This is a genomic window from Acidovorax sp. SUPP3334 (assembly GCF_030159055.1).
Taxonomy (GTDB): domain Bacteria; phylum Pseudomonadota; class Gammaproteobacteria; order Burkholderiales; family Burkholderiaceae_C; genus Paracidovorax.
This window is the reverse complement of the sequence record NZ_BQXQ01000047.1, coordinates 23,521-33,847: the sequence shown is the minus strand read 5'-3', so window position 1 is coordinate 33,847 and position 10,327 is coordinate 23,521. Positions and strand designations below refer to the sequence as shown.

The window sequence follows — 10,327 nt, the reverse complement described above, 5'->3', positions numbered from 1 at the left end:
CCGGGCCTGCAAGGCCCATCATGCACAAGGCGCAGACCGCCGCAGGCCCTCATCACGCATTCAAACGGCTGCTGGCGCCCACTCGTCCCTATTGGGATTCGTCAAACATGGGTTGTGAGAGGCTCCCGTTTAGCCCATCGCCAGGAAAAAATTATTCAATTTTCAAAATTTCACCAACCCCAATTTTCTTACCTTCCCACAAGCTAAATTGCGCCCCTACTTTTACATGTAAAAGCACCTCATCCTGAGAAAGGAAAATTATGGGAACAGGTTCTGCAATTTCTCCCGGAGAGATGGATTGACCATACTCAGACATTAGTAAACGACAGTCGTAGCCATGCTTAGAAAGGGCTGGAATATTCTCAAAAAAGACCGGGCATCCAAAATTCATGGCCGGTATTGCCTGAGAACGTCCTCCGTCAAAATTACTAAAAAGGTTTATTTTTGCAAAAATACGCTTCATGGCAATGGAGAGTAGCTAAGAATATTCGGGATTAGGCCGGGCAAATTTCCATTTGGAATTACGAAAGCTGGAATTCCGCGATCAACGGTAGCAGATATTCCGGGCTGATTAAGAACGCTTTGCGGCACCTTACTTTGGACAATAGTATAAGCAGGATCTCCAAAACCCCTAACTGCTTGTCGCGCATAGCTTGAAGCAGCTTGCGCACTGGTTGTAAAGTATTTACCCTCGAAGCCAGATAAATTCGTGAAAATGCCATTCTTCTGAATGCTGTTTAGTTCGGCAGGTACAACCGCTCTAAATACATCTATTAACTTTTTTGAATTATTTGCAGCGCAAACTCCAGCCGATTCAAGGCTTTCTGAGACAGCCCTTGCCACAGGAGTCATCCGTGAGATAGAAGTCGGAATCTGCGCCACCAATGGGCTCATTGGAGATACCACCGCACCATTGACACCCGATGCCCCAGCAATGAATTCAGTAATAGCTGGGCCGTATCGGTAGTAGGCACCTTGTACCCAAGCCGCTGCTCTATTGGCAATCAGGACCGCATTCAATCCTTGCGGGTCTATCGCATTAAGCGGGTTCCCGGCCACATACCCAAAGCGATTCCATCCCCCATCCAACCCAATCGGGTCGGCCTGGATGTACCTCCCCGACGTCTGGTCGTAGTACCGATTCAGGTTGTAGTTGAGCTGGGTCTCTTCATCGAACACCTGCCCCGGATACCGCAGATCGAATCGGATGGGTTCGGCATAGTTGGCGCTCCCCTGCCCGCTTTGTGAGTAATTGGTCGCCCCGGTCGTTGGATTGGCCTCCCCGAACCCCGTGATCAGCCATTGCCACGCCACCTGGCCCTGCGTGTTGGTGAGGCGCCGGGGCGTGTTCAGATGGTCCGCATCGATGGCGTACAGCCTGCCGTTGATCTGCGCGGCCACCGGCATCGGCCCTGCTGCCGTGGGCAGGTAGATGACCTCGGTGCTGTCCATCTCGCCGGTTGCTGCGGCGCTGTTGCCGCTCCTGCGGCTGCCGTACTGGCCCAGCACGGTGCTGCCGATGCCGTCTTCGGCATACACGGTCTGCTGGGTGACGGCCGGGTTGTTCGACCCGGACAGCCTCGCATCGCTCTTGAACACCCGCTGGCCCAGGGCGTTGTACGTGTAGCTCACCGCCAGCGCGCTGGCCGGGTCGGCGCTGGGGCCGGCCTTGGCGATGCGCCCGTCCACGCCGTAGTGCAGGTAGCTGTCGCCCTTTCTCGTGATCGAGCCCGTGGCGTCGTGGTGGTAGGTGATGCTGGTCGTCTGTGCACTTGCGCCCGCTGGCGTGAAGGTCTGCGTGTACCCGCCCAGGCGGTTGCTGTCGCTGGCGATCTGGTAGTCGCGCTGCAGCGTGGCTGTGCCCCCTGCCGTGCTGCTGCTGTAGTAGCTCTGGCTGCGGTTGCCGTTGGCATCCCACGCGTAGCCGCTGGCGTTGGCACCGATGGTGTCGCTCAATGCCGCTGCGCTGGGCAGCGTGAGGGTGCCTGGCGCGCTGTGCGCGCTGGCGGTGAGCCGGCCCACCGTGTCGTAGCTGTACGCGCTGGTGAGCGGCACTTGCTGCGCCACCGTGGTGCTGCCTGCCGCGGGCAGCATGTGCTGCTGGGTGATCTGCGCGATGCGCCCGGCGCTGTCCCAGGTCAGTTGCAGCAGGGCACTGGCGGCCAGCTGGCCCGCGCTGGTGTAGCTGCGCTGCTCGGCCAGCGGTGCGGGGTTGCCGGGGGTTTGCGCAAAGCCCGGCCATTGCCAGCCGCTGGCCTGGCCCAGCGGGCTCCAGGTGATGCCGCTCACCAGGGGCTGGCCGTTGATGGTTCGCGCTCCCCGGTTGTCGCTCCAGCCCGTCAGGCGCTGGCCGCGTTTTCTACGTCCAAACCTACCGTACAACAATAAAATCGCCGGCATATAGCTACAAAATTAATAGCAATTCAGTTTTTCATGATTTTGGCTTCAAATGCCGCGAGCATGGCTTCGATCTGCTGGCCTTCCGTAGCACTTGGCTCAATGCCGCCGCCATCCGCGACGCCCTTGAGCAAGTAGTACTCGGTCTCCGAACGAATCAGGCCGCGCTTGAGAATCTGAAGATACTTCTTTGAATAGCGGCGCCTGACCTCACTCAAGGTAAAGGTGCCAGCGGCTGCGAATCTTGCATCGGCAGCAGCAATCGCATCAGGTGTCCAGTTTGATGTGTCTTCAACCGTATCGTTGATTGCCATCTGCAAACCGCGCTGGGCATCTTTCATTGATCGACGCTCTATTATTTCAGCCATATACAGTGGATGAATCTCAGCTGGCATATTAGGACGTGCGTTATACCAGTCGAAAAAATTACCCAAAAATGCCTTGAGTTTTTGGTAGTCCTCATCAGAAATTTTTTCGGTACTCATATTATTGGCAAGTACATCTGCCCGTAGGTATTGGTGTACCGAATTCACTAGTAGCGTCCGCGCAATCAAACTCCAAATACAATATAAAATTCTCCTCCGCGAGAAAAGTAAAATATTACTAATTTTTCGGCGGCATCCAAGGTTGCCTCAACATATTCACTCTCGCTTGAGTAAGCCTTTCTTTCAAAATTCCATCCATCGTAAGTAGGCTTGAATCTATCGCCGATTTTCTCCCAAACCTCGCCAACTTTAGCCGCTGTGCGATATGTGCGCAAGATCGTAATAGCGTGCATTGCAGCGTGGAGGGGTAGTGCCACTTCATCAACCCCTTCGCTCCCAAGAGAAGTTCCTTCTTGCTCAAAAATCGAAGCCAAGCTATCTTGAATTTTTACCGAATCATTCATTGACAAAATCAATCACAAAAGTCAATGGAAAACCTCAGCCAATAAAAAATCCAGTTACTCGCCTCTTTTTTGCACACTTTCATACAATCGAAAACGCTCATCTTCAATATCAAGACGATCAAATTCTCTAGCAAAATTTTCCATATCCACCTCAACTCTCTGGTTATGCTTCCAAAGTGCAGTGGCCAAAATTTCCTGCATAAAAGCCAACATGCCAATCAGCTTTTCACATCGAGAGTAGGGAACACCCACCATTTCGCCTCTAATCCTGCAGTATAGAAGATAAAATTTGCTCTGATTTTCACTCGAGAAAAATGATTTATAAATTTCCTGCTCACTTTGATCAAAATTAATAGATTTCTCGCGAGCTGCGCTAAACCTAAATTCATCCTCCACCCAATCAACTATCAAACCTCCTTTTGAAATATGAGATAGATAAATTGATCGAAACAATTCGTTAAACATGGGTGTTACTTCCTATTAGGCTGAAGATGCCAAACTTCTTTAGTTGACGGGTTATAAATCATTTCAAAGGCCTCGTTTACATAACGATTAAAACCCGCCATACGATCGGGCGTGACCGTCTTTGATGTGAGAAATATTTCTTCAGCCTGTAAAAATGGCGCCCCACGACCAGTAGACCAAAGTTTGTTGTAGTAATAATCAGAAAATTTAAAGGCTGACCCTTCCGCTTGATAAAAACCATTTGTCAAAGTAATTGCGCGACTTGCTGTCTGAGCAGAACACAGCCCTCCTGACTCCACTCCTTCAATTACCGCTCTGGCTACCGGAGTCATCCGAGAGACAGAAGTCGGAATCTGCGCCACCAATGGACTCATCGGGGACACCACCGCGCCATTGACACCCGAAGCCCCAGCAATGAATTCTGTAATGGCTGGGCCATACCGGTAATAGGCACCTTGTACCCAAGCCGCTGCTCTATTGGCAATCAGGACCGCATTCAATCCTTGCGGGTCTATCGCATTAAGCGGGTCCCCGGCCACATACCCAAAGCGATTCCATCCCCCATCCAGCCCAATCGGGTCGGCCTGGATGTACCGCCCCGACGCCTGGTCGTAGTACCGATTCAGGTTGTACGCCAGTTGGGTTTCCTCATCCCAGACCTGCCCGGGATACCGCAGATCGAATCGGATGGGCTCGCTGTAATTGCTGCTCCTGCGATTGCCGTACTGGCCCAGCACGGTGCTGCCGATGCCGTCTTCCGCATACACGGTCTGCTGCGTGATGGCCGGGTTGTTCGACCCGGACAGCCTCGCATCGCTCTTGAACACCCGCTGGCCCAGGGCGTTGTACGTGTAGCTCACCGCCAGCGCGTTGGCCGGGTCGGCGCTGGGGCCGGCCTTGGCGATGCGCCCGTCCACGCCGTAGTGCAGGTAGCTGTCGCCCTTTCTCGTGATCGAGCCCGTGGCGTCGTGGTTGTAGGCTTGCTCCCGCAAGCGTCGTCAGGTCAAGACACTGCAGGCCCTCTGGGTCCACGAACGAAAGCGGATCACCGCCCACATAGGCAAACCGATGAGGGCTGGGGGAGTATTAATCAGGCTTAATTCTGACGCCATCAATAGTTACATAGCTATCCACATACCCAACTATCTCACCAGGAACATAAATAGTTATTCCGTCATTATTTGGAGCAATAGTAAAATTCAAGTTATTCGTATTTTCTTCAAAAATTGCATGGATTTGTATTTTTTGATTTGGAATTATCGAATACATCTCCGCAATGGGCTCTAAAAAAATTACCATAGGGCTATCGCTTTCATTTTGAAGCAAAATGCTAGTAGTAATATTCGCCATGATTTATTTCCATAACTGAAGAATTTGTTCCATATAAGCGGCACGCTCAGGCGCTACAGCGCCACCTCTTCCGTTCGCTGCTGCAGCTCTATAAAAATCTCGAATAGTTTCTATTTCGGCTCTAGTCATACTGGATTGAATACCTTGCATTTTCATTGCATCAAGACTAGATCTCGCCGCCTGAATGCCAGGAATGTCCCTCCCCCAATTTAAGATTGCCTTTAATTCGGGAGCTGCTCTCATTGCAAACATATCCGCTTTCAACGCTTCTCTAGAGGCAGGGACACACATTGCTCCTTGTTCAACAATGGCGGGAGCTTTTGACCAAGCAGCTAAATATCGGCCTGCTCCCCCAACCATTGAAGCACCGACAGGCCATCCTTCAAGAACGCGCATTGCCGCACTCCAAGGTGTCTCAGATTGGAAGCCTGCGACCGAGGCATCCCACCAGCTTTCCCAAGTCATCAGGCCGAGAGGATCGGTGCTATTCAGAGGATTCCCCCCCACATAGGCAAAGCGATTCCATCCCCCATCCAGCCCAATCGGATCGGCCTGGATGTACCTCCCCGACACTTGGTCGTAGTACCGATTCAGGTTGTACGCCAGTTGGGTTTCCTCATCCCAGACCTGCCCGGGATACCGCAGGTCGAATCGGATGGGTTCCGCATAGGCTGCGCTCCCCTGCCCGCTTTGCGTGTAGCCGGTCGCCCCGGTCGTCGGATTCGCCTCCCCGAACCCCGTGATCAGCCACTGCCACGCCACCTGGCCCTGCGTGTTCGTCAGGCGCCGGGGCGTGTTCAGGTGGTCCGCATCGATGGCGTACAGCCTGCCATTGATCTGCGCGGCGATGGGCATCGGCCCGGTTGCCGTGGGCAGGTAGATGACCTCGGTGCTGTCCATCTCGCCCGCCGGTGCCGCGCTGTCGCTGCTCCGTCTGCTGCCGTACTGGCCCAGCACGGTGCTGCCGATGCCGTCCTCCGCATACACGGTCTGCTGCGTGATGGCCGGGTTGTTCGACCCGGACAGCCTCGCATCGCTCTTGAACACCCGCTGGCCCAGGGCGTTGTACGTGTAGCTCACGCCAAGGGATTGGCCGGGTCGGCGGTCAGGCCTGCTTCAGCGATTCAAATATCACTGGCGTAATGCAGCTAATCAATTTTAAGATATCAATTTATTGCCACCCATTTCTGCATTAGCATGAATTGGGCATAAAACTTTTCCCGTAGGATCAGAGGCCCACCCGGCAGCGCGAGCCAAGCCGGACATCTTGACAGACCACTTTTCCACAGGGTCGGTTGCTGGCTCATCCAAGCTTTTCTGGAATATATTCAGACAGCCATCCACTTGACAAGATATTATTAATTCGGCAAATGCCAAACTTTCAATTGGATCGTTTAATTCATTCATGGCCTAAATGCTCCATTGATGATTTCTCGAAGTTGCTGCCTAGCCGCCGGTGTGAGCGCATCAAATCTATCCAATCTATCAATAGCGCCGAGACCCACATCTCTAATATGAGCTGCCTGCGCAGCAGTACCAGCATTACGTATTTTCCCGGCAAAAGATTCTGCGACCGCTCGAAGTTGAGCGCCAGCTTCGAGCGGAAACGCAGAGCCTCCTGATCTCACAATTTGTTCGATTTCTCGAATTACGGCTGGATCAATCTTTGCAGCTGATCTAGGCAATACTCCCCTAATACTTCCAGGGCCAATGCAGATGTTGGGGCCACCACCAGTGGAAATACATCCCCCATCATCCACACGGGGCTGCTGAAACATCGGCGAGCAACTTGACCCGTTGTCCACCAATGGAGAATCTCCAAACCCTGCACCCGGCATGAAACTCGCCAATCCAGAAGGGTCAATTAGGTTCGTCGGCGATCCATCTACGTAGAGGTAGCGATTCCATCCCCCATCCAGCCCAATCGGGTCCGCCTGGATGTACCGCCCCGACGCCTGGTCGTAGTACCGGTTCAGGTTGTACGCCAGTTGGGTTTCCTCATCCCACACCTGCCCCGGATACCGCAGATCGAATCGGATGGGTTCGGCATAGTTGGCGCTCCCCTGCCCGCTTTGTGAGTAGCCGGTCGCCCCGGTCGTCGGATTCGCCTCCCCGAACCCCGTGATCAGCCACTGCCACGCCACCTGGCCCTGCGTGTTCGTCAGCCTTCTGGGCGTGTTCAGGTGGTCCGCATCGATGGCGTATAGCCTGCCGTTGATCTGCGCCGCCACCGGCATCGGCCCGCTGGCCGTGGGCAGGTAGATGACCTCCGTGCTGTCCATCTCGCCGGCCGGCGCCGCGCTGTCGCTGCTCCGTCTGCTGCCGTACTGGCCCAGCACGGTGCTGCCGATGCCGTCCTCCGCATAGACCGTCTGCTGCGTAACGGCCGGGTTGTTCGCCCCGGACAGCCTCGCATCGCTCTTGAACACCCGCTGGCCCAGGGCGTTGTACGTGTAGCTCACCGCCAGCGCGTTGGCCAGGTCGGCGCTGGGGCCGGCCTTGGCGATGCGGCCGTTCACGCATTTCGCTACTTTCCTCTAATTAATTTAGTAATAGCGCCACACAAAAAATAAGATAGGCCAACGAGCAAACCACCAAAAACAACAACCATAAATCCATAGAGTAGGGAAGCCTTCTCATAACCTTCCCACATCGAGAAAATTAACAAAAACAAAACCTCCAAACCTGTAAACATTTGAAATTCTCGTGGTTTTTCATTTATTCTCCCTAAAACCCATAGTTTATGCATCCACTGCATCATTGAGGGAAAAATAATATTCCAAAGAAGTTTTGAAAAAAATCCCACGAGTAGAAAAGCTTCAAAATTATCTATATTCATGGAATTATTTGCCTCTGACCAAATATTCCTCGCCAAAAGTTGGCAATACCAACAGGCCAACTGACTGTAGCCGTGCCAGTTACAGAGTTCGAAATTGGATAAACGGGCCAAGAAAGGCCTTTATCAAATGTAAATCTAGGCCCCCACACACCAGTTCTAATGTAATTCCAAGTATTAGGACCACCCTGCATTACCCATCTACCCGCAGCCAGATCAGGCACAACGCCGGCCTCTGCCCATGAAGTCACCGTAGTTGTAGTTGAACAAAACAATGGCGCAGCAGCAGACCCCGCCAGACCTATTGCCGAAGGACTAAATCCCACTACCGATGCAGGCATGGTGACCGTCCGGGTCCAAGCTCCGGCTCTTACAGCATCGTCCAAAGTCGTTTCTCGTCTGGCTCCAGCAAGAGTGGTCAAGTCTAGAAATTGCAAGCCATCCGGATCAATCAAAGAAATCGGGTTTCCAGCAACATACCCAAAGGGATTCCATCCCCCATCCAACCCAATCGGATCGGCCTGGATGTACCGCCCCGACGCCTGGTCGTAATAGCGATTCAGGTTGTAGTTGAGCTGAGTCTCTTCATCGAACACCTGCCCCGGATACCGCAGATCGAATTGGATAGCTTCCGCATAGGCTGCGCTCCCCTGCCCGCTTTGTGAGTAATTGGCCGCCCCGGTCGTCGGATTCGCCTCTCCGAACCCCGTGATCAGCCATTGCCACGCCACCTGGCCCTGCGTGTTCGTCAGCCTTCTCGGCGTGTTCAGGTGGTCCGCATCGATGGCGTACAGCCTGCCGTTGATCTGCGCGGCAATCGGCATCGGCCCTGCTGCCGTGGGCAGGTAGATGACCTCGGTGCTGTCCATCTCGCCCGCCGGTGCCGCGCTGTCGCTGCTCCGTCTGCTGCCGTACTGGCCCAGCACGGTGCTGCCGATTCCGTCTTCCGCATACACGGTCTGCTGCGTGATGGCCGGGTTGTTCGCCCCGGACAGCCTCGCATCGCTCTTGAACACCCGCTGGCCCAGGGCGTTGTACGTGTAGCTCACCGCCAGCGCGCTGGCCGGGTCGGCGCTGGGGCCGGCCTTGGCGATGCGCCCGTCCACGCCGTAGTGCAGGTAGCTGTCGCCCTTTCTCGTGATCGAGCCCGTGGCGTCGTGGTTGTAGGCAACTGCGCTGGTCTGTGCGCTGCCACCCGCTGGCGTGAAGGTCTGCGTGTACCCGCCCAGGCGGTTGCTGTCGCTGGCGATCTGGTAGTCGCGCTGCAGCGTGGCGGTGCCCCCTGCCGTGCTGCTGCTGTAGTAGCTCTGGCTGCGGTTGCCGTTGGCATCCCACGCGTAGCCGCTGGCGTTGGCACCGATGGTGTCGCTCAATGCCGCTGCGCTGGGCAGCGTGAGGGTGCCTGGCGCGCTGTGCGCGCTGGCGGTGAGCCGGCCCACCGTGTCGTAGCTGTACGCGCTGGTGAGCGCCACCTGCTGCGCCACCGTGGTGCTGCCTGCCGCAGGCAGCATGTGCTGCTGGGTGATCTGCGCGATGCGCCCGGCGCTGTCCCAGGTGAGCTGCAGCAGGGCACTGGCGGCCAGTTGGCCCGCGCTGGTGTAGCTGCGTTGCTCGGCCAGCGGTGCGGGGTTGCCGGGGGTCTGCGCAAAGCCCGGCCATTGCCAGCCGGTGGCCTGGCCCAGCGGGCTCCGATTGGATATCGCAACAGAAAATCACTTAACGATCTTCATTCAAAATAATATCTCTCTCATACTCAAAAATTGAATAAGCTTTTGCATCATGCTCAAGAAGGGCATCAGTAAATTCAGCACTTTGCCATGAGAAAGGAGAAATACCCATTGCCGAACTCTCGTGAATCCACAAACGCCAATTGGAGGGAACGACGGTGCTCACGATCTCAAAGCACTCAGCGCGGTGCTCAACAACGCTTGGCCATTCATTCTGATCTTGATAATTTACCCAAAACCTTCTACCACCCTTGCTGTCAATAAATATTGACAGTACATGGTAAGTCGCCCCTATGTTTAACCATGGAGATGAGGAAATAGCATTCCCCTCATGATCCAAAAGACAAACACACTTAACTTTCATCGTGAGCGGTCAAGGCCCATTGACCGTTATTTTTTTCAGCGTTTATTTGATAGCATGCTCCTTGCGATCTGCACAAAATAAAATTCGCCCTCCCAGAATATGTACCTTCTGAAAATTTAAAGGTCCTGAACATCGGAATCATCAATTTTGATGAAGAATTTCCGAATTTATTATCTATTTCAGCAATAGCAGCTTGATAAACAGGGGAAGATTCGATCATCTTTCTTCCTGCAAAAGAAGCCAAAACTACAACACAAGCCAAAACAATTAAAGTGATTCCAATTTTTTTGAGTAGCATT

General features: G+C 54.0%; 14 protein-coding genes. All 14 read right to left on the bottom strand.

The features are described 5' to 3' along the window. Nucleotides 1-151 precede the first annotated feature (151 nt). Complete coding sequence (locus AVHM3334_RS20445) at nt 152-463, bottom strand: hypothetical protein (protein ID WP_284415345.1); 312 nt, start codon at nt 461-463, stop codon at nt 152-154. Beyond that, nucleotides 460-2,289 (bottom strand): RHS repeat-associated core domain-containing protein, encoded by a 1,830-nt coding sequence (locus AVHM3334_RS20440; RefSeq protein ID WP_284415344.1) that lies wholly within the window; start codon nt 2,287-2,289, stop codon nt 460-462. Before AVHM3334_RS20440 ends, AVHM3334_RS20445 begins: the two co-directional genes overlap by 4 nt. 134 nt (nt 2,290-2,423) lie before the next feature. After that, nucleotides 2,424-2,882, bottom strand: coding sequence for a hypothetical protein (locus tag AVHM3334_RS20435; protein ID WP_284415343.1), 459 nt, complete (start codon nt 2,880-2,882; stop codon nt 2,424-2,426). A 65-nt stretch (nt 2,883-2,947) separates the two neighbouring features. Next, nucleotides 2,948-3,286, bottom strand: a complete 339-nt coding sequence (gene imm40, locus AVHM3334_RS20430) for an Imm40 family immunity protein (protein ID WP_284415342.1) — start codon at nt 3,284-3,286, stop codon at nt 2,948-2,950. A gap of 54 nt (nt 3,287-3,340) precedes the next feature. Next, nucleotides 3,341-3,751: a CdiI-like immunity protein gene (locus AVHM3334_RS20425; protein WP_284415341.1), complete on the bottom strand. Its 411-nt coding sequence runs from the start codon at nt 3,749-3,751 to the stop codon at nt 3,341-3,343. Between the two features lie 5 nt (nt 3,752-3,756). Further along, nucleotides 3,757-4,743, bottom strand: coding sequence for an RHS repeat-associated core domain-containing protein (locus AVHM3334_RS20420; protein ID WP_284415340.1), 987 nt, complete (start codon nt 4,741-4,743; stop codon nt 3,757-3,759). A 94-nt stretch (nt 4,744-4,837) separates the two neighbouring features. After that, a complete protein-coding gene (locus AVHM3334_RS20415) occupies nt 4,838-5,101 on the bottom strand; it encodes a hypothetical protein (RefSeq protein ID WP_284415339.1) in 264 nt (87 codons plus the stop codon). A gap of 3 nt (nt 5,102-5,104) precedes the next feature. Continuing rightward, entirely contained in the window at nt 5,105-6,181 is a 1,077-nt protein-coding gene (locus AVHM3334_RS20410) for an RHS repeat-associated core domain-containing protein (RefSeq protein ID WP_284415338.1), read from the bottom strand. Nucleotides 6,182-6,259: 78 nt separating this feature from the next. Further along, entirely contained in the window at nt 6,260-6,508 is a 249-nt protein-coding gene (locus AVHM3334_RS20405) for a hypothetical protein (protein ID WP_284415337.1), read from the bottom strand. Beyond that, nucleotides 6,505-7,620 carry an RHS repeat-associated core domain-containing protein gene (locus AVHM3334_RS20400; protein ID WP_284415336.1) on the bottom strand — a complete coding sequence of 372 codons (1,116 nt, stop codon included), beginning with the start codon at nt 7,618-7,620 and terminating at the stop codon, nt 6,505-6,507. The genes AVHM3334_RS20405 and AVHM3334_RS20400 overlap by 4 nt, the downstream gene beginning before the upstream one ends. A gap of 8 nt (nt 7,621-7,628) precedes the next feature. After that, on the bottom strand, nt 7,629-7,940 hold the full coding sequence (locus AVHM3334_RS20395) for a hypothetical protein (RefSeq protein ID WP_284415335.1): 312 nt from the start codon (nt 7,938-7,940) through the stop codon (nt 7,629-7,631). Continuing rightward, a complete protein-coding gene (locus tag AVHM3334_RS20390; protein WP_284415334.1) occupies nt 7,937-9,448 on the bottom strand; it encodes an RHS repeat-associated core domain-containing protein in 1,512 nt (503 codons plus the stop codon). Before AVHM3334_RS20390 ends, AVHM3334_RS20395 begins: the two co-directional genes overlap by 4 nt. Before the next feature lie 205 nt (nt 9,449-9,653). Continuing rightward, on the bottom strand, nt 9,654-9,776 hold the full coding sequence (locus AVHM3334_RS20385) for a hypothetical protein (RefSeq protein ID WP_284415333.1): 123 nt from the start codon (nt 9,774-9,776) through the stop codon (nt 9,654-9,656). Between the two features lie 241 nt (nt 9,777-10,017). Next, a complete protein-coding gene (locus AVHM3334_RS20380; RefSeq protein WP_284415332.1) occupies nt 10,018-10,326 on the bottom strand; it encodes a hypothetical protein in 309 nt (102 codons plus the stop codon). Nucleotide 10,327: the final 1 nt, after the last annotated feature.

Coding starts and splice junctions, on each gene's coding strand:
- AVHM3334_RS20445 (WP_284415345.1), bottom strand. CDS start 463: ATGAAGCGTATTTTTGCAAAAATAAACCTTTTTAGTAATTTTGACGGA.
- AVHM3334_RS20435 (WP_284415343.1), bottom strand. CDS start 2,882: ATGAGTACCGAAAAAATTTCTGATGAGGACTACCAAAAACTCAAGGCA.
- imm40 (WP_284415342.1), bottom strand. CDS start 3,286: ATGAATGATTCGGTAAAAATTCAAGATAGCTTGGCTTCGATTTTTGAG.
- AVHM3334_RS20425 (WP_284415341.1), bottom strand. CDS start 3,751: ATGTTTAACGAATTGTTTCGATCAATTTATCTATCTCATATTTCAAAA.
- AVHM3334_RS20415 (WP_284415339.1), bottom strand. CDS start 5,101: ATGGCGAATATTACTACTAGCATTTTGCTTCAAAATGAAAGCGATAGC.
- AVHM3334_RS20405 (WP_284415337.1), bottom strand. CDS start 6,508: ATGAATGAATTAAACGATCCAATTGAAAGTTTGGCATTTGCCGAATTA.
- AVHM3334_RS20395 (WP_284415335.1), bottom strand. CDS start 7,940: ATGAATATAGATAATTTTGAAGCTTTTCTACTCGTGGGATTTTTTTCA.
- AVHM3334_RS20390 (WP_284415334.1), bottom strand. CDS start 9,448: ATGCTGCCTGCGGCAGGCAGCACCACGGTGGCGCAGCAGGTGGCGCTC.
- AVHM3334_RS20385 (WP_284415333.1), bottom strand. CDS start 9,776: ATGGGTATTTCTCCTTTCTCATGGCAAAGTGCTGAATTTACTGATGCC.
- AVHM3334_RS20380 (WP_284415332.1), bottom strand. CDS start 10,326: ATGCTACTCAAAAAAATTGGAATCACTTTAATTGTTTTGGCTTGTGTT.